15 protein-coding genes are annotated in these 19,786 nt (G+C 43.2%); 6 read left to right on the top strand and 9 right to left on the bottom strand.

Annotation, left to right across the window (positions count from 1 at the left end; genetic code table 11):
- Both R7Z78_RS06705 and R7Z78_RS06700 read right to left on the bottom strand, forming a co-directional pair.
- Entirely contained in the window at window positions 1-1,206 is a 1,206-nt protein-coding gene (locus R7Z78_RS06705; RefSeq protein ID WP_005377402.1) for an amino acid ABC transporter permease, read from the bottom strand.
- A 217-nt stretch (window positions 1,207-1,423) separates the two neighbouring features.
- Window positions 1,424-2,452, bottom strand: a complete 1,029-nt coding sequence (locus tag R7Z78_RS06700) for an amino acid ABC transporter substrate-binding protein (RefSeq protein WP_005377403.1) — start codon at window positions 2,450-2,452, stop codon at window positions 1,424-1,426.
- A gap of 460 nt (window positions 2,453-2,912) precedes the next feature.
- On the opposite strand from R7Z78_RS06700, the gene R7Z78_RS06695 reads away from it, so the two are divergent.
- Entirely contained in the window at window positions 2,913-3,833 is a 921-nt protein-coding gene (locus R7Z78_RS06695; protein ID WP_033905330.1) for a bifunctional precorrin-2 dehydrogenase/sirohydrochlorin ferrochelatase, read from the top strand.
- Between the two features lie 102 nt (window positions 3,834-3,935).
- On the opposite strand, the gene R7Z78_RS06690 is transcribed toward R7Z78_RS06695, so the two are convergent.
- Together R7Z78_RS06690 and R7Z78_RS06685 are read right to left on the bottom strand one after the other, a co-directional pair.
- Window positions 3,936-4,418: a YajQ family cyclic di-GMP-binding protein gene (locus tag R7Z78_RS06690; RefSeq protein ID WP_005377415.1), complete on the bottom strand. Its 483-nt coding sequence runs from the start codon at window positions 4,416-4,418 to the stop codon at window positions 3,936-3,938.
- 21 nt (window positions 4,419-4,439) lie between these two features.
- Complete coding sequence (locus tag R7Z78_RS06685) at window positions 4,440-5,498, bottom strand: 3-deoxy-7-phosphoheptulonate synthase (protein ID WP_005390197.1); 1,059 nt, start codon at window positions 5,496-5,498, stop codon at window positions 4,440-4,442.
- 372 nt (window positions 5,499-5,870) lie between these two features.
- Here R7Z78_RS06685 and R7Z78_RS06680 point away from each other — a divergent pair, with 372 nt between their 5' ends.
- Window positions 5,871-6,368, top strand: a complete 498-nt coding sequence (locus tag R7Z78_RS06680) for a DUF4442 domain-containing protein (RefSeq protein ID WP_005377418.1) — start codon at window positions 5,871-5,873, stop codon at window positions 6,366-6,368.
- Between the two features lie 33 nt (window positions 6,369-6,401).
- On the opposite strand, the gene R7Z78_RS06675 is transcribed toward R7Z78_RS06680, so the two are convergent.
- Window positions 6,402-7,754, bottom strand: a complete 1,353-nt coding sequence (locus R7Z78_RS06675; protein WP_005377421.1) for a hypothetical protein — start codon at window positions 7,752-7,754, stop codon at window positions 6,402-6,404.
- Between the two features lie 192 nt (window positions 7,755-7,946).
- Here R7Z78_RS06675 and R7Z78_RS06670 point away from each other — a divergent pair, with 192 nt between their 5' ends.
- Complete coding sequence (locus tag R7Z78_RS06670; RefSeq protein WP_017633794.1) at window positions 7,947-8,780, top strand: S1 RNA-binding domain-containing protein; 834 nt, start codon at window positions 7,947-7,949, stop codon at window positions 8,778-8,780.
- Window positions 8,781-9,063: 283 nt separating this feature from the next.
- Here the strand turns inward: R7Z78_RS06670 and rsmF are convergent, their stop codons facing one another.
- From rsmF to R7Z78_RS06650, 4 genes are all read right to left on the bottom strand, one after another.
- Entirely contained in the window at window positions 9,064-10,500 is a 1,437-nt protein-coding gene (gene rsmF / locus R7Z78_RS06665; protein ID WP_017821869.1) for a 16S rRNA (cytosine(1407)-C(5))-methyltransferase RsmF, read from the bottom strand.
- A 150-nt stretch (window positions 10,501-10,650) separates the two neighbouring features.
- Window positions 10,651-13,299 carry an MlaD family protein gene (locus tag R7Z78_RS06660; RefSeq protein ID WP_017821870.1) on the bottom strand — a complete coding sequence of 883 codons (2,649 nt, stop codon included), beginning with the start codon at window positions 13,297-13,299 and terminating at the stop codon, window positions 10,651-10,653.
- Complete coding sequence (locus R7Z78_RS06655; RefSeq protein ID WP_104975332.1) at window positions 13,292-14,542, bottom strand: paraquat-inducible protein A; 1,251 nt, start codon at window positions 14,540-14,542, stop codon at window positions 13,292-13,294. Before R7Z78_RS06655 ends, R7Z78_RS06660 begins: the two co-directional genes overlap by 8 nt.
- A gap of 24 nt (window positions 14,543-14,566) precedes the next feature.
- Window positions 14,567-16,363, bottom strand: a complete 1,797-nt coding sequence (locus tag R7Z78_RS06650; RefSeq protein WP_021033889.1) for an ABC transporter ATP-binding protein — start codon at window positions 16,361-16,363, stop codon at window positions 14,567-14,569.
- A 92-nt stretch (window positions 16,364-16,455) separates the two neighbouring features.
- On the opposite strand from R7Z78_RS06650, the gene R7Z78_RS06645 reads away from it, so the two are divergent.
- The 3 genes from R7Z78_RS06645 (at window position 16,456) to prc (ending at window position 19,677) form a co-directional block, all read left to right on the top strand.
- Complete coding sequence (locus R7Z78_RS06645; RefSeq protein ID WP_005377433.1) at window positions 16,456-16,929, top strand: GAF domain-containing protein; 474 nt, start codon at window positions 16,456-16,458, stop codon at window positions 16,927-16,929.
- A 97-nt stretch (window positions 16,930-17,026) separates the two neighbouring features.
- Window positions 17,027-17,653 (top strand): RNA chaperone ProQ, encoded by a 627-nt coding sequence (proQ, locus tag R7Z78_RS06640; protein ID WP_005377435.1) that lies wholly within the window; start codon window positions 17,027-17,029, stop codon window positions 17,651-17,653.
- 17 nt (window positions 17,654-17,670) lie between these two features.
- Window positions 17,671-19,677 (top strand): carboxy terminal-processing peptidase, encoded by a 2,007-nt coding sequence (gene prc, locus R7Z78_RS06635; RefSeq protein WP_017634279.1) that lies wholly within the window; start codon window positions 17,671-17,673, stop codon window positions 19,675-19,677.
- Window positions 19,678-19,786: the final 109 nt, after the last annotated feature.

Raw genomic sequence — 19,786 nt, 5'->3', positions numbered from 1 at the left:
TTATCTCTCCACCAGCGCGACTTTACGGTTATACAAGTTCATTAATGCAGACGTAATCAGACTTAATGTCAAGTACACGCCCATCGTCATCGCAATGATCTCAATCGCTTGTCCCGTTTGGTTCAGGGTAGTACCAGCAAACACAGAGACAAGATCTGGGTAACCAATCGCCATCGCTAACGATGAGTTTTTGGTGAGGTTGAGATATTGACTGGTTAAAGGTGGAATAATAATTCGTAACGCTTGAGGAATGACAACAAGCTTTAAAGTTTTCGAGCGTGGTAAGCCTAGCGACATCGCTGCTTCGGTTTGACCATGACTAACCGCATTAATACCAGAGCGAACAATCTCAGCAATGAAAGAAGCTGTATAAACACTCAATGCCAAAAGTAGCGCAGCCAATTCAGGAATAATGCTAATACCACCTCGGAAGTTAAACCCTTTTAGTTCAGGATAATTCAGTGAAATTGGCATACCAGCAAGGAAGTACACAACCAATGGAAGGCCAACAACTAAACCCAAAACTATTCTTCCCATTGGGGTTTGTTGCCCAGTGAGACGTTGCTTATTATTCGCCCATACATTAATTAATAAGCTTGCGATTACCCCGAAGATTAACGCGGCAATAACGTAGCTACTGCCGGGTTCCATAGTCGGTGCAGGGAAATATAAGCCACGAACGTTCAGGAAAATAGCTTCACCAAGACTTAAGCTTTGGCGTGGTGAGGGTAATGCTTGAAGAACAGCGAAATACCAGAAGAATATTTGCAGAAGAAGGGGGATATTTCGGAAAGTTTCGATATAAACTGCCGCTAAACGACTAACTAACCAGTTAGAAGAAAGGCGGGCAACCCCCATGGTAAAGCCAATCACAGTAGCCAGAATAATACCTAATACGGAGACTAACGCCGTATTAAGAAGGCCGATGATAAATGTTCTACCGTAAGAGTACGTTTCATCGTATTCAATTAGTGTTAACCCAATACCAAACCCGGCTTCTTGATTCAGAAAACCGAAGCCCGTTGCAATACCACGAGCATCTAAGTTATTGAGAGCGTTGTTTACAATCGTGTAAAAGAAAAATACCAGTGCAGCAATGGCAATGATCTGGAAAATAGCAGAACGAAAGGCAGGATTATAAATCAGGCTCTTGCTTCCGCTTGGTTTGGACATCGTACTTGGCGATGCATCTTGTGTCGGTTTCATACAGCGATAACCTCAAACCTTAGTTATAGATATCGGCCTGTATAAAGAAGTTTCGTCCTTGCTGGCTAAAGAATAACGCTCCATGTCTGGTGACGTACGAACCTTTAAAGCCGTTCCACCAAGCGAGCGCTTTTCGCCATCCAATGAGCGATCCTTACTCATACAGTGAGATATAATCAAGAAAAAGGGCGGCATGAACCGCCCTGATTAACTCTTTCTATCGGATTGGTGGCGCGTACATAAAGCCGCCTGCATTCCATAGCGCATTAACGCCACGAGAGATTTCTAACGGCGAACCAGTACCGACTGTACGTTCGAAGCTTTCACCATAGTTACCAACTTGTTTGATAACCTGGTAGCCCCAATCGTCGCGGATACCCAACCCTTTGCCTTTAGGGCCATCAACACCAAGGATACGTTTGATGTTTGGATCTGTTGACTTCAGCATTTCATCCGCATTCTTCGAACTAATACCGTATTCTTCAGCGTTAATCATCGCAGACAATGTCCACTTAGCGATGTTAAACCATTGATCATCGCCTTGACGAACGACTGGACCTAGTGGCTCTTTAGAGATGATTTCTGGAAGAACGGCCGCAGAGGACGGATCTTTCAAATTCAAACGCAGTGCATAAAGGCCAGATTGGTCAGTTGTTAATACGTCACAGCGTCCCGCATCAAAACCTTTCGAAGTTTGCGCCGCTGTGTCGAATACCACAGGTTTGTACGCCATGCCTTGGTTGCGGAAATAATCTGCAAGGTTTAGCTCGGTTGTTGTACCTGATTGAACACATACCGACGCACCATCAAGCTCTTTAGCACTTGATATACCAAGTTCCTTCTTCACCATAAAACCTTGACCGTCGTAGTAGTTCACACCTACGAAGTTTAGGCCCAGTGCAGTGTCACGGTGGAGAGTCCAGGTCGTGTTACGGGAAAGCACATCAATCTCACCAGATTGAAGCGCAGTGAAACGTTCTTTTGCGGTTAGGGGTACATATTTAACTTTCGTTTTATCCCCAAGAACGGCTGCAGCCAGTGCTTGGCAATATTCTACGTCGATACCTTCCCATTCGCCTTTTGAGTTAGGGTTAGAGAAACCAGGTAGACCGGTACTTACACCACAAGTAAGAAAACCTTGTTTTGTGACTTTGTCCAGAGTAGTGTCTGCTGCTTGAGCTGATGTTGCCATCATCGCAGTAGAAGCCGCTACGACGGAAGCAAGAACTGTGAGTTTATTTGCCATTTGTATCCTTCCTGTATGATCCATGTTTAATCAGGAGTGACCTGAAATAACGTGTCCAATTCGTTAGAGTTATCGTCCTACGTGATTGATTTTCGAAGAAACGGCATTCGATAGATCAACCAGTTATAAGCGTAGGAAAGGATCTGTTAATTCTCAAATATATAATTTAAATGAAGTTTTGAGAGAACTTACAAAGTGCCTTGAGATTTAGAATGACGAAATGTTAATTGTTTGTAAATAGTGCAATTCATGGACAATTTGGTGCATCAGAACAATCAATAGAAGAGTGAACAATACAAAAGAATAAAAAGTTGTTATTAAAACTGTCATTAGCTGAGCAAGGTGAAGTTCAGTAAAAATTCAAACAAAAATTATTTGTGATACCGAAACAGGGTGATGAGCTTGCCCCATTTTTGGTAGCATGGTCTACAACAGCTAATTAGAGTAATCATGGATTGAAATGCGATATTTTCCTCTGTTCTTAGATTTAATTAATAAACCCGTTCTCGTCGTGGGTGGCGGTGAGGTGGCAAGCCGAAAGGTGGAAGCGTTGCTAAAGGCTGGGGCGGATGTGACTATCGTTTCTCCGACGTTGGTTGATTTTCTGTCTAAGCTTGCTTCTGAGCATCAACTGCGCTGGGTACAACGTTTCTATTCGAGTGACATTGTCACTAAAAACTTTGTTCAAGTGTGGGCGACGACAGACAATCCTGAGCTAAATCACCAAGTGTACAAAGATGCCAAAGAGCTAGGCATCTTGGTTAACGTTGTGGATGATAAGCCTTATTGTGATTTCATCACGCCGTCAATGATTAATCGTGGCCGCATCCAAATCGCTATCTCTAGTGGTGGAGCTTCGCCAGTTTTAATTCGAAACATCCGTGAAAAGCTTGAATCGATACTGCCACAAAACATGGGGTTGATGGCGGATTTTGCTAACTCAAAGCGAAACTCAATTAAAGAGGCACTGCCTAGCGTCGATTTACGCCGCAAGTTTTGGGAGCAATTTTTCTCGAATCCCGAGGTGGAAAACGCGCGAGATAATCGTGAGTTAGAAGCAATTTACCAAGCGACCATGGCAACACCTTTAGATGAAAAGGGAAGTTGTACTTGGATACATGTTGGGAAAGATGTTGAGATGTTGCCAATAAAAGCCGTACGCTATATGCAACAAGCGGAGCTGGCTCTGTACTCAACTCGATGTGAAGCGAATGTGTTAGAACTAATACGCAGAGATGCAGAAAGAGAAGCTTTCTCGAGCGCTGCTGAGCTTTCGGATATGCTGGCCAAGGCTAAAGCTGAAAAGCTTCGAATTTGCGTGTTCATACCACAAGGAACGAGCGAATTCGTATTGCTGCAAGGGCAGGACTTGGTTATCTAGCAATGCCAAATGCTAAAAGTGGATACGTAGTTCGTTACACAAAAGCCAATAAAAAACGCCAGCGGATTATGCGCTGGCGTTTTTACTTACTTCTCAGATTGATTAATCACGGAAGTTGTTAAACTGGAATGGGATACCCATCTCTGCTTCACGAATCGCTGCCATTGTCGCTTGCAGGTCGTCGCGTTTCTTACCAGTAACACGTACTTTGTCGCCTTGAATAGAAGCTTGTACTTTTAACTTTGCGTCTTTGATAAGTTTCACTACTTTTTTCGCCGTTGGAGTATCAATACCTTGACGGAAAAGCAGAGTTTGGTGCCAGTTTTTACCAGTAACGTCTGGGTCTTGTGCATCCATTGCGTTCGCGTCAATGTTACGCTTCGCTAAGTGGCCGCGTAAAATGTCGCGCATTTGCTTAAGTTGGAAGTCACCTTCCGCAGACATTTTTACGTTTTCTTCTACTAGCTCAAAGCTCGCATTTACGTTGCGGAAATCGAAACGAGTAGACAATTCACGGTTAGCGTTATCAACGGCGTTACGTAGTTCAACCGTATCGATTTCAGAAACAATATCAAACGATGGCATGAAGATTCCTTGATTATTTTGTTATAGGGACTTTCGGGACTTAACAGCGCTTGCCAGCATATCTAGCATTGTAGCAGTGTCTTCCCAACCTAGGCATGGATCTGTAATAGACTGACCATACGTTAGGTTATTGATGTCAGTCATTGGCTGATTGCCTTCAAGAATAAAGCTTTCAGCCATGATACCCGCAATACGAGTGCTGCCTGACTTAATTTGGTTACAAATGTCTTGAGCTACGTCGATTTGTTTTCTGTGTTGCTTCTGACAGTTTGCATGGCTGAAATCCACAACCAAACGTTGTGGCAATCCAAACTCAGCTAAAGCATCACATGCTTGTTTGACTGATGCTTCATCAAAGTTAGGGCCTTTTTCTCCACCGCGCAGAATAATATGACCGTAAGGGTTGCCACTTGTGCGGTAAACCGTCATTCGACCGTTCTTATCTGGCGAGTAGAAGTAATGCGATGCTTTCGATGCGCGAATTGCATCAATTGCAATTTTTACGTTGCCATTTGTGCCATTTTTGAAACCAACTGGGCAAGATAGTGCCGACGCCATTTCACGGTGAATTTGTGATTCCGTTGTGCGAGCACCAATCGCGCCCCAAGTGATCAAATCCGCGATGTATTGGCCAGTGATCATATCAAGAAACTCAGTAGCAGTCGCAAGACCAAGCTTGTTGATATCCAGTAGTAGTTTACGAGCTTTATGAAGACCAGCTTCAAGTGCGTAAGAACCATCTAGGTTAGGGTCCGTAATCAAACCTTTCCAACCAACTACTGTACGAGGCTTTTCAAAGTAAGTACGCATCACGATAAACAGTTCGTCTTTGTACTTGTCTTGGATTTCACTCAGGCGAGTGGCGTAATCAATGGCAGCTTCAGTGTCGTGAACAGAACACGGACCTACAATCGCAAGAAGGCGATCGTCTTCACCCGATAAAATGTTTTCAATCTGACGACGAGATTGAGCGATACGGTCTGCAACGTCATCCGTAATAGGATGTACACTACCTAGCTCTGCTGGGGTAGGCATTGGACCCAAAGGTTGGGTTCTCAATTCATCTGTTTTTATAGGCATGTTATAGCTTTATTCTCTATTGCGAAGGGGTAAAGATAACGGAATTACAGGCAGGAATAAACCGTTTCACGGGAATCTTCGCCAGGAAATACCGAATTGTATACAAAGGTGTAGGTATTCATTTAAATGACTTATGTATAAATGACAAAACTTGATCATTAAATCAATATATATACATTTGAATTTATAACCATTTTATCTATCTCGTTGTAAGGTAATCTAAGTAACTGCGATAAACTTCATACCTTACGGGTGACGCCGTCACTTTATGAGGGTTAAATAACTCGTGAGATCGAGCTTTTGTTAACATTTCTTTGACATCTATTTCTTTCGTTGATTAACTGGTCTGACTAGATTGGTAAGGAGACCAAAATGTTATCAGCTCTACGTCGTGCGAATTTGTATCTAAATCTGTTTGGCTTTTCGAAAGTGCCGCTGATTTGGCTTTGCCACCCTAAAATCATTGCGATAGATAGCAAGCATGTTGAGGTTCGTATCCCATTGCGCAGAAGAACGAAGAACCACCTGAATAGCATGTATTTCGGCGCTTTAGCCGTTGGCGCTGATGTTGCTGGTGGTTTTCTTGCTATGAGTAAAGCGCAAGAAAAGGGAGAAGCGATCTCGCTAGCATTTAAAGGTGTGAAAGCCGAGTTTTTAAAGCGCCCGGAAGCCGATGTGCACTTTGTTTGTAACGATGGTCATGTCATTGATGAGATGCTCGAGCACACCTTGGCAACGGGTGAACGAGTAAATCGTGACGTAAAAATTGTCGCGCTGTGTCCTAACTTACATGGTGACGAGCCAATGGCTGAATTCTCGCTTACTCTTTCGATAAAAAAAGCAGCCCAACAAAGAAAAGAGGCTGCTTAGTGGTTTGTGGCTCGTTTGTTTAAAGGCGTTGGCTTAATTGAGTTCAATCTTCTCGATAGAGACGATTTTGGAGCGATTTAAGACCACTTTCCAGCGGTAATAAACAGGCTCATCGGTGTGGTTGTCCTCTTTGACAATCACATTGAGCAAATGACGTTTCTCTACTGACTCTTTGGTTACTTGACCTTCATTTAAACGATAAACTCGGTTTGAGCTTTTATCCATCAAGCGGATGATAGGGCGTAAACTGATGTTCAATGTTTCTCTCGTTTGTTCGTAACCACTCAAGAAAAGAGAGGTCGCCATTTCGGTTTTCTCGTGATAATGAAGAATCTGCTCTTCACGTTGCACGACGCGTTTTTTACGTATTCTTTGAATCTTATCCGGCAAGCTACTTAAGGTACGATAATCGAGCCACTCCAATTTTTTGCCAACCACTTTTTTCGTCGTTGGATCAACATACTTCTTACGCCATTTTGGCTTGCCTTTACGGATCCATCGCCACATGGCATCGCGTAAATCATCTTTAAAGATTTCTCGTAAAGCGTAAATAAAAGACATCGCAATAATGAATGAGGCAGAAATTTCCCCCAGATAATCGCGAGCGAGAATCACGGTCGAGGTCACGACAACCATCACTAAACCGGTTGCAATACCTTTGATAGCGCGCTTAATGTTGTTACCCATCGATATGGTTTCTTCACGAAGCACGATAGGGTGTTCAATCAATCGCCTTAGCAAGCGCATTTTGTTAGATAGGCGAGTAACGTCTTCAACGACTCTTGATGAGTTGTATTTGTTGAGTTTACGATGGGCTTGCTCTTTCTCACATAGCGTGATCAGACGCTTTTTGATCGTGCCATAGTCGCCTTCACGTGGTAGATGGGCCACCAGTGACAGGAACTTTTGCTCGGTATACCAAGACAGATAGTTATCGATGTTAACGTAGTAGCGTTTTAAGTTCTCTTCATAAGGAATAGAACGCCGCAAGCGCTTTAAGATCTCAAGCGTGAGCTCGATAACTTCGTCCACTTCATCTTCCGTTACGGAGTTGTTCTCATGCTTGTTTAAACTTGCTACCGCTTTGTCTAGCGCGATAACGTATTGGTAAGCGAACAAACTCAAACTTACTCGGTATTGCTGATTCGACAGGCGTCCACGTTTGGCAAGTCGACTGTGTACTAGCGGAAGAAGGATTTCAGTACTGTAATAAGATCGTTGCTGTGTGATTGAGGTGTAATAAAATTCGGATTCACTGATGATATCGGCGTTTAAACCAAGCTCACCAGGTATAAAAAAGTAAATATCTAGGTCGACACTTTTGCTCTTTGCGAGTGCATGACTGATTTTTAATGTTATTGAGTCTTGTTTATCGACGGTGACCAAAGAAAGCTCCTGACTTTGCTAAAGCATTCTTAACTTATGCGTTCCGTTGAGCAGGTAAGTATAAGAGTGCTAAAAGAGTGACTGGGGCATATAGCTGAACGACAACAGCATAACAGAGCACTATGCTTTTCTCTCTGATTTTCTTGTTAGTTTAGGTATAATTCCACGTAAATTTAAAAAGAGACAAAATCAATGATTAAAATTGGTCAAATTAACAGCTTAGAAGTCATTAAAAAGGCTGATTTTGGCGTATTTCTGGATGGCGATGATTACGGTTCTGTTCTACTACCTAGTAAGTATGTACCAGAGGGTACTGAAATTGGTGAGCATGTAGACGTATTTCTGTACTTCGATTCAGAAAGCCAACTTGCTGCGACCATTGAAAGACCAATTGCCCAAGTGGGTGAATGGGGTTTAATGAAGATTGAGGGTGTGAATGCGACAGGTGCTTTTGTAAATTGGGGCATCAAAGAAAAGGACTTACTGATTCCTTTTAGTGAGCAACGCACTCGCTTCTCTGCCGGACAAACCATTTTAGTGTATGTTTATACCGACAAAGCGTCAGGTCGCATTGTTGGTACGACTAAGTTCAATAAATGGTTAGATAAAACTCCAGCGAATTATGAAGTTAACGAACAAGTTGATTTGATCATCGCAGAGCGTAGTCAACTTGGTTATAAAGCTATCGTTAACGGTAAGCATTGGGGCATGATTTTCCCATCGGATGTTTTTGGTAAGCTTTACATCGGTAAAAAGCTGAAAGGCTTTATTAAGCACATTCGTGAAGATGGTAAAATCGACCTTGCTCTACAAAAAGTAGGTGTGGCGAAAATGGACGATCTTTCTAGTAAGATCCTTGACCTGCTAGAGAAGAAAGGCGGATTTTTGCCTTTGAATGACAAGTCGTCTCCTGAAGCGATTTTTGATGCTTTCCGCACAAGTAAAGGGACTTATAAAAAGACCATCGGTGGCTTATACAAGCAGGGTAAAATTGTCATTGAGAAAGACGGTATTCGTCTAGCGTAGTCCAAACTCCCGTATAGCGGATCTACAGCCAAAAAAACGGCCCAAACTTTTCCTTTTTTTGGGCCTAGGGGAAACGGCTCCGCAGAGCCTGCGCTAAACTTGTCCAACAATAATTTTGTTGGTGAACATAGAGAGAAATGCCACATCAAAGCATTACTTTGATACAACTAGTTTAGTACAGCGTGTCCGGATCGCTAGCGAGCCCACTTGCTTTCATACTTACGAATTAAAAAGCCATCGCAAATACGATGGCTTTTCATTTATTTATGGTTCGTTACGTCTTTTAAAATAAGTTCTTATCTCGTACTAATTCGCGAGGGAGACCATTCTTTATTCGGTTGCTTACCCACTTGCCAAGGCCAATAACTGCGCCTTGATAGGTGACAAGCACTTCGCCTTTACCTGTTTTCATTCCCTCAGGAATGGTTTGTGGGCGAACATCACGCCCCATGTACCATTCGCGCGCTTCTTCAATACTGAGTTCAATGGCGTTGCTTTCAGAACCTGTCGCCAGGGCAGTCGCGACTTGGTGTTGCCAACGGTAGCCATTTTTATGGGCTTCCGCGATCTTTATACCCATACGGGAGAAGCGTAATTCGCCGATCATCGCTTCTAAAGCATTAGGGAATAACCAGACATCTTTATCGCGAAGCCATACAGAACTGTCATTTGGAAGTTTAATACCTAACGCGCTTTGGAGTTGTTGAGCAATTTCTGTCGATTCTTTTTTTGAAGTTTTAGCAAAGGGGAATTTCCCCATGCGCTTTTTGACTTCTGGCGCCTCAACAGCAGCCAGTTTGCGAATTCTTGCAACAAAGAACCCTTCACAGTCGTAGACCTGTGGGAAAATATGCAAAAAGCCTTCTTCAGTTAGAGCTGCCTCTGCGTTTTCAAACAAGTTCTCAAGGCTTTCAAACTCTACAGCATCCCCAAAGGTTTCTTTCAAGTGTTGACAAACTTGTTGGTTTTCTTCTGTACTGAGCGTACATGTTGAGTAAACCATCACACCACCGGGCTTTAATGCATGGAAGGCGCTTTCAATAAGATCTTTCTGTGTGTCAGCGATGTCGAGTACGGAAGCTTGCGTCCAGTTTTTCATCGCATCTTCGTCTTTGCGAACGGTGCCTTCTCCAGAGCAAGGCGCGTCGAGCAAAACCGCATCAAATTGTTCTGGTAGCCAACCGCCAAAAACGCGTCCATCGAAGTTACTTAGTGCGGCGTTACGTACCCCACAACGTTCCACATTAGCGTGCAGTACTTTTACACGACTTGCGGCGTATTCATTGGCCACAAGTACACCTTCGTTGTTCATTAAAGCTGCAATTTGAGTGGTTTTTGAGCCTGGAGCGGCTGCGGTATCTAACACGGCATCGTAAGATTCATCATTCATAAACAGAGCAGATACCGGCATCATCGAACTGGCTTCTTGAATGTAGAATAAGCCAGACATGTGTTCTGCTGTGTTGCCTAATGGTACAACTGACTCATCCGCTTCAATCCAAAACCCCGTGTCACACCAAGGCACAGGAGAAAGCTTCCAGCCTTTTGCTTCTGCTCGTTCTAGAAACGCTTCAACACTGATCTTCAACGTATTAACTCGAATACTTTTGCGCAGTGGCTTTTGGCACGACGCGATAAAGTCTTCCATGTTGAGGTGAGCAGGAAGGATAGTTTGGATTTTTTCCAGAAACGCGTCTGGGATGTAAACATTAGGATGCAATGTGGGATCTCGTTTGCAGAATTTGTGGCAAATAATATACGAAAGCGAAGCAGAAACGAATAGTGACAAGGGCCGAGCGATAAAAAAGAGCAGCGATTGCTGCTCTTTTAAAGTGATCAAACTTCAATTGTACGTGAATTGAGCTTTATTCTACGGCTTCGGAATTGCTGTACGCCATTGAGTCCAACCTTCTTCAGCTTGTGGATACAAAAAGAAAGATTGCCCACTCTTTGCCGCTGGTGGAATAGTCGATTGCTCTGGCGTTGAAAACGCAATTCCTCCGCGAACTAAACTATCAAAGGTTCCCGCTTTGATGTTAGCGCCGGTAAGCCCGATGGAAACATCTACTCCTGAAACATTCCAGAACACACTGTTTTGACGAACGAGGTAAGCATATTCAGGCTGTATTTTGATAGTCGTGAGGATGCGATCAGCAAATTCTCCTAGGCTTACGTCGGTCACTTGGCCAACTTCCATCTGGCGGTAAAGAATAGGGGTACCGACTTGTACTGAGCCTCTCTGTTCACTTTGTAACGTAAACATGATTCCATGCACGCGTTCTGAACTATTTTCTAATTGAAAATCAAATTTAGCTTTACCTTTACCTGGCTCAACACTGATGGATTTCGAAACCAACGCCCCGAGGTTTTTAACGCCACCTAAACCAATTTCTGGTTCAGTTAGCCAAAAATGTGAGCCTTCAACTGCAATGTTTTCTACGTATTCAGGTAGGATCCTTGCAGTGACTTCAACCATGTTACGACGAAAATTCGGTACAACCAGAGTGATTTCACCAACTTTAACACCTTGATATTCAATCGGCATTCCTTTAGCAATCTCTTGCGAACCGTCGGTTTCTAAAGCAATGACGCGCCCAAACTTGCGAGCGGTTTTTTGATCAGAATACAGCTTCCAGTTTTCTCCGATTTTGTTTTCAACGCCTGGTACGGAGTCAAAAGCGATGCCACCTTCGATTAACGATTTTAAAGGGTGCGCTTTCACACTGACTCCGGCTAATGATGCATCTATCTCAATCCCTGAACGATTCCAAAAAACGGTTTGTGGCGTTACAAGATAAGCGAAGCGGTTTTCGATAGTAGCCTTAATTAGTACTCCGCCATCAACTAGCTGGAAATCGGAGACGTTACCAACTGGAAGATTACGATAGAGTAGAGGGCTGCCTTTGGAAATCGGCGGCAATTCAGAAGCAAATAGTGTTAGAGCCCTAGAGCCACTTTGATTGTACTGCGCCAATTCAGCCAATGATTCATTTTGGAATAGTTGATACTCTTTTTGAATATCCTGCTTGCCTTCGCTCACAAAACTAATTGACCCGGTTAACAACTGCTTTGCGGGAGGAACGGTAACGCTGAGCCCGGATTCAGTTAACTCTGCTGATGCACTGCCGGTTACATAAAAACGATTGTTTGATTTGATCAGATGTTTGTATTCATGGTCAATCAATACATCCATAAATACTTCGTGTTGTGATTTTTTATCTTCCTTAACTAGGCCCACTTTGATGATTGAACCAACAACGATGCCTTTATAAAGTACATTGGCACCGCTATCTAGGCCAAACGAATTGTCGGACACCAACCGAATCGCGATGGACTTTTCTTGCTGTTGGTTAAACACGTTTTTACGAATGGCAGTAAAGCGGCGAGAGCGTTCACCCGCGCCCGGCACGATCGTTAAGAAGTTCCCTCGCACTAAATTAGCAATGTTTTCTACACCAGAGAGGGACACTTTTGCTTCTTCTAAGACAAATCGAGTACCTGTCGTCAGCATGTCACTAAAAGCGGGTTGAATTGCCGCTGACGCCAATATCACTTCTCGGCCTTCGGAAAGGCTCAAGTCCGTAACTTGGCCAATTTCGATTCCGCGATACATAATTGGAGCGCCTTCTCCGCTGATCTTGCTGTCATCAGGTAGGACGATTTTAACCGCGATGCCTCGACCAGCAGTTTTCAAATCTTTATACAAACGGAACTCGGTGTTCTCTTCTACAGGCTCACCATCATCCGGAGAGTCGACGGCGATGGCGCCACCTAGTAAGGCACTCATGCTTTCTAGTCTTACATCGACACCTTCAAAACCGATGCTGGCACCAATTCCACTGACGTTCCAGAATCGACTGCGGTTGTTAATGATATGTCGGTATTGATCCTGAATGTTGGCCTGAATAGTGATAGATTTTGCATCTTCATCTAGCTGGTAACTGTACACTTCACCGATTGGGATTTTCTTATAAACAATTTGAGAGCCAACCGATACACCACCTAAATCACGGCTTTTGAGCTTAATATTCAAACCTTGAGAAACGCGTAAATCTGTTGGAGCAGAGTCTAACGCATGGAATGTTGTCTCAAACTCTTGACCATCTCCGGGTTGAATCGAGATGTAGTTACCTGAGACGAGCGCATCCAGTCCGGAAACTCCCGTTAGGCTAGCTGTTGGTTTTACTAACCAAAAGCGTGTTTTATCGTTCAGTAACTTTGCAGCTTCAGGATAGATATCAGCATCGACATAAATACTGCCGAGATCTTCGGTGAGGTTAATGTCTCTTACCATGCCGACTTCTAATCCTTGGTAACGGATAGTGGTTCGGCCGGCGACAAGACCAGCGGCATCAGAAAAATAGATTTGCACTCGTTGTCCTGCATCGTGTATCGACTTCACTACAAGCCAGCCAGCTAAGACCATGGTCAAAATTGGCAACAGCCAAAGAGGAGATATGCCTTTACTCCGCTTTACATCTGGTACGTATGACGTTTGAGAACTGTTCTGATCACTCATTCATTGACTCTTTTTCTGATTGTTTTGGGCTTGTTTGGTCCCAGATTAGCCTTGGATCAATACTTTCTGCTGCAAGCATGGTCAACACTACGACAACACCAAATGCTACGGCGCCATATCCTGGTGTGAAATCCAGTATCTGACCACGATCGACTAACGTCATCATGATAGAAATAACAAACAAATCCATCACAGACCATTTACCGATCCATTTAACAACAAAGTAAACCATCATTCGTTGTCTCTTAAACACCGAACGTTTGAATTGGATGCAAAGCATGATGTAGGCGAGCCCAAGTATTTTAATCACCGGGACAACGATACTGGCAACAAAAATGATCGCAGCGATTCCATACATGCCGCTTTTTACCAAACCAGCCACGCCTGAAAAAATAGTGTCCTCCAAACGCTTACCATTGGTAAGCAAGATGGAAATAGGGATCAGGTTAGCGGGGAAGATGGCGACCGTTGCTGCGATGAGGTAAGCCCATGTTTTCTGAATGGAGTTTGGCTTGCGATGATATAACTCGTGATGACAACGTTGGCAATGGTGGCCTTCAGGCTGGGACAAGTGGCATTCATGGCAATGCACATCTTTATGCTCAAAAGCATATAAACTTTCTGGTTTCCAAGCTTCCCAATAACGACGCACGCTGATTCTTGAAACTAACAAAACGGTAAATATCTGCAAAAGAACCAGACCAATTAACCCTGGACCGACGAAAATGTCGGAATAATCTTGGAGTTTAAAACAGGAAATGGCGATGCTAACTAAGAACACATCCAACATAACCCAATGCTTCAAATGTTGAATTAGCCACAGTGAGATACGAAGCCCACGGAACCATCGTTGATGTAAAGAAATATGTGCCGTTACCACTGAAACACAAACCGTCAGTGGCGCAAGAGAGCTACAAAATAGAATGAGCAATGAAAGAAGAACAAATCCTTCTTCCATCAATGTGATCATCCCTGAAGGTAGGGTTGCCGGAATCATCACACCAAAGAGTCGGATGCTAATAAAGTTAAAAAAGTGCGATGGAATAAATAGTAGGATGCAGGTTATCGCGACGGCTAGATTACCAGAGAGGCTAGGGCTACCTCCGCGATATAATTGTGTACCACAACGAGGGCAGTGTGCATTTTTGCCATGGGGTAAGTCGACGATGTCGACAGGCAATTCACAACCTTGGCACAAACGTACGTTGTTGGGTTGCATGGCGTGCTTAGACAGAGAGGTCATAACGACCTCTCTAGCTTGAACGATTTAAGCGTGGGACTGTATGCCCCCATATAAGGTTTGATATAAGCCTTCTTGCTCAACTAACTCACCATGAGTACCTGTTTGCGTCACTTTCCCATCTTCAAGCACGTAGATCAAATCGGCTTGTTTAACAGCGGACAGTCGGTGCGCAACGATTAATGTTGTTCTACCACGTAAGAACTCGGTCAGTGCTTTGTGTAAAGCCGCTTCAGTAGCGGTATCTAGCGCAGACGTGGCTTCGTCTAAAATAACAAATTGAGGATTACTCAGCACCATTCTAGCAATGGCCAGCCGTTGTCGTTGACCTCCTGACAAACGAATGCCATTACGACCAACTTGAGTATCCAAGCCGTGGTTCAGTTGAGAAATAACATCTTGCAGCTGAGCCACTTCAAGCGCACGCCAAAGTGACATTTCGTCAAAATCCCCACCAAGCGTTAGATTATGCCTCAAGGTGTCGTTAAATAGTATAGGTTGCTGTAATACCACGGCAATTTTGTCGCGAATTACTTCAAAACCAATATCTTCTGTTAATTCATCATTAAAGCGAATGCTACCGGAGTTTTGACGGTAAACCCCAATAAGTAATTGTATCAAGGTTGACTTACCACCGCCGCTTGCACCAACTAACGCCACTTTCTTTCCTGCCGGCATATGTAAAGAAAGATTATCTAGGACTTTGTTTTCATTATTGTAAGAGAAATTAATGTTTTCTACTTTAACATCAACTTCTCTACCTTCTTTGAAAGGATTTACCTTAGGAACCGGTCTCTGCTCTTCTTCTAACTCTAATAAGTCGTTGATGCGTTTTAATGCGGCTTTAGCGCTGTACCAAGAAAACTGAATCCCAAGCAACTCTTGAACAGGAGAAAGCATGAACCATAGGTAACCAAAAACGGCAAATATTTGGCCAATAGTAAGGTCACTGAACATGACCATTAACATTGCGACAGCTCTGAATAATTCAAAGCCGATCAAAAAGAGAAGAAAAGAAACGCGACCAGCCGCTTCAGATTGCCAAGCATACTTGTCTGCATCAACGCGAACTTGGTTCGCACTGTCTTTGAGTTGCTGGAGAAATTCTCGCTCTTTATTGGCCGCGCGTAGTTGGTAGATTCCATCTAATGTTTCAACTAAACGGTTTTGGAAAATTTCAAAAGAATGATTTTCCTTCCGTTTCAGATGTTTAACCATACTGCCTAGTTTACGTGAGAAGTAAATGACAATAGGGTTAACTAACAGGATAAACAGACCAAGTCGCCAATCGAGCCAAAGTAGAACGATAGCAGTACCAATAACAGTCAGAAAACTGATAACGAATTTTGCTAACGTAGAACCAATAAATTTATCAATGGTCTCAATGTCAGTGATAAGGTGTGCGTTGATTCCTCCGCTACCTTTGGTCTCGTATTGTCGGATGCTGATACGGCCGAGTTTGTCGATCATTTTACTGCGCATCTCAAACGTGATGGTTTTTGAAACAAGCGTAAATTGTCGGCTTTGAAGGATATTTAATCCTTGGCTCGCAGCTCGCATAAGAACAACCAAGAACAGGGTGAAGAAAATATAGCCTGTCGGAGTGTGCCACGCTTCAGGGAGAATGGCATTCATGGCATCTAAGCCTTTTGCAGGTTGGTCCAATAAGACCTCATCAACCATCAAAGGCATGAGGAGGGGAATTGGAACACTAATCAAGGTTGCAAGCACCGCTATCAAGTTCGCTATGATCAGCTTGGACTTGTGCTTTTTTACTTGTGTTATCAACCAAGAACGGCTAATAGTGTCATTTTTCAGAAGCATTGTAATTGAGAATAAGTCCTATTATAAAGTAGGGCTGCATTTTAGCGCCATACATTGAGAATGGAAGCTTTTATAGTAAGTAGGAAGTTAATATGAACTTAGAACAATACCAAAGACTAACCAAACAAGCTGTTGCTCTAATTGAGTCTGAACCAGACTTTATTGCGAACCTAGCAAACTTGAGCTCATTGCTTTTCATGGAACTTGACGATCTTAACTGGGCAGGCTTTTACCTAACAAAAGGTGAAGAGCTTGTTCTTGGTCCGTTCCAAGGAAAACCAGCTTGTGTTCGTATCCCAATGGGTCGAGGCGTCTGCGGTACTGCTGCACAAACTAATACTATACAAAGAGTATACGACGTTCACGAATTTGAGGGGCATATTGCGTGCGATGCAGCGAGCAATTCAGAAATTGTGATTCCATTTTCTATTAATGGAAAGGTGGTTGGTGTACTTGATATTGATAGTCCAAGTATTGGCCGATTTAATGAAACAGACGAAGAAGGTCTCACTCATTTCATGGTTGAAGTAGAAAAGCTGCTTAATTCACACGCGAACGACGCATAAATTAGCCTTCGAGTGTGGTTTTTCCTTGGCATGTCACTATAATACGAGAATATTTTTTCTTAATGCTCGCGGAAATCCGCTCAAATCAGGACCCCTCATGACTGAAAAGTTAAAAAACAGCAAAGAAGTTATTGCATATATTGCTGAATGTTTCCCTAAGTGCTTTACTTTAGAAGGTGAAGCAAAACCTCTGAAAATTGGTATTTTTCAAGATCTTGCGGAACGTCTAAATGAAGACGAAAAAGTAAGCAAAACACAGCTTCGTGCAGCGTTAAGACAGTACACTTCATCATGGCGTTACCTACACGGTGTAAAACCAGGTGCAGTACGTGTAGACCTAGATGGCAACCCTTGTGGTGAGCTAGAAGAAGAGCACGTTGAACACGCGAAAGCGACACTTGCAGAAAGCAAGGCGAAAGTTCAGGCTCGTCGTAAAGAACAAGCACAAAAAGCTCGTGAAGAGGGTAAGGCGAAAGCGAAACCTGCGGCTAAAAAGCCTCAACAGCCTCGTCGTACTAATAAACCAAAAGTACAAAAACCAACTAAGCCTGTAGAAACGCGCGCTCTAAATGCTGATGAAATCACAGTAGGTAACGCAGTTAACGTGAACATGGGCAAAGGAAACATGGCAGCGACCATTGTTGAAATCAATAAGGATGATGTACGTGTTCAACTTGCTAACGGCCTACAAATGGTTGTGAAAGCGGAGCACTTGCGCGCATAAAGGAGATACTCCTACGCATGAATTGCCGTTCAAAAGTGACCCTGATTGCTGCTAGCTTATGGCTAGCAGCATCAGCTCAGGCTCTTGAAGCCAAACTACATAAAGATGACCTGCCGGTTCTTTCTCCTGAAGTTCAGCATGAAACAGCTAGCAAACGAGTCACCTCGCGATTTACCCGCTCTCATTATAAGCACTTCAGCCTCAATGATGATTTCTCTAAAGCGATCTTTGAACGCTATGTAGAGTTGCTTGATTACAATAGAAATATTTTCACTCAAGCAGACATCGATTCATTTAAAAATTGGTCAGTCGAGCTTGATGATCAGCTTAAATCGGGCAACAACCAAATTGCTTTTGATGTTTACAACCTCTCAATGCAGAAGCGTTTCGATCGTTTTGCTTATGCGTTAACTCTACTCGATGAAGAGATCAAGTTTGATACCGATGACGAGATAGAGTTAGACCGCTCTGAGGCCGCATGGCCAAAAGACGAAGCAGAGCTCAACGAGTTGTGGCGCAAGCGTGTGAAATATGACGCGTTAAATCTGAAACTGACTGGCAAAGAGTGGCCAGAGATTAAAGAAGTTTTAGAGAAGCGTTATAACAACGCGATGAAACGCATCACACAAACCAACAATGAAGACGCATTTCAGTTGTATATGAATGCCTTCGCGCGACAGGTTGACCCTCATACAAGCTACCTTTCTCCACGTAATGCCGAGCAATTCCAATCGGAAATGAACCTTTCTCTAGAAGGCATCGGTGCCGTTTTGCAAATGACAGACGATTACACAGTAATTCGTTCACTTGTTGTTGGCGGTCCGGCCTCAAAGAGTAAGCAACTTGGTGAAGGGGACCGAATCACTGGTGTTGGACAAGACGGTGAAGAAATTGTCGACGTGATCGGTTGGCGTCTGGATGATGTTGTTCAGTTGATTAAAGGCCCTAAAGGCACAAAGGTTAATCTACAGATCTTGCCAGAAGGTAACGATGCGAAGAGTTACATTGTCACAATTGTTCGTGACAAAGTTCGCTTAGAAGATCGTGCGGTTAAGTCAGAAATCATCGAAAAAGACGGTAAGAAGATTGGTATTTTAGAAGTACCAAGTTTCTACGTCGGCTTATCGAAAGACACCGATAAATTACTAGCTGAGTTGAAAACCAAAAACGTTGACGGCGTAATCGTTGATCTACGTAACAATGGTGGTGGTGCGCTAACAGAAGCGACGGCATTGACAGGTTTATTCATTAAAGAAGGTCCTGTAGTTCAAGTTCGTGACAGCTATGGCCGCATCAAGGTGAATGCCGATACCGATGGAAAAGTGAGTTATGATGGCCCATTGACGGTATTGATTAACCGCTACAGTGCTTCAGCATCTGAAATTTTTGCAGCGGCAATGCAAGATTATAATCGTGCAATCATCTTAGGTGAAAACTCTTTCGGTAAAGGTACAGTTCAGCAACATCGTTCACTGAATCATATTTACGATCTTTTCGATAAAGAGCTAGGTTATGTTCAGTACACGATTCAGAAGTTTTATCGTATTGACGGTGGAAGTACGCAAAATCGTGGTGTTGCACCAGATATTTCGTACCCAACGCCAATAGAGGCTTCTGAAACAGGTGAAAGTGTTGAAGACAATGCTTTACCTTGGGATCAGATTGATAAAGCACAATATCAAACGTTTCCAAGTAACGACGCCTTAGTTGAAAAACTTACTGCTCTTCATAACAAGCGTATTTCTGATGAAATGGAGTTCCGCTTTATCAATGAAGACATCGAGAAATATCGTAAAGAAAAAGACGATAATACTTTGTCTTTGAACGAAAAAGTTCGTAAAGCTGAATCGGATAAAGCGGAAGCCCTTCGATTACAACGCATAAATGAACGTCAAGTTGCTTTGGGTAAAAAAGCATTCAAAACATTGGATGACATACCAAAAGACTACGAGGCTCCTGATGTTTATTTAGATGAGTCTGTCGCGATTATGGTCGATCTACTTAAGCAGGAAAATCAGTCATAATAACTGGCAATTTAGAATAAAAAGAGTGAGTCTTTCAGATTCACTCTTTTTTTATGCCTTTTTGTCTTCCGCTGTCTCGATATCGAGCAAGATATTCGCTTATTTTCCC

The organism is Vibrio sp. 1167 (genome assembly GCF_033340375.1).
Classification (GTDB): Bacteria; Pseudomonadota; Gammaproteobacteria; order Enterobacterales; family Vibrionaceae; genus Vibrio; species Vibrio alginolyticus.
This window is presented reverse-complemented; position numbering and strand designations above follow the sequence as displayed.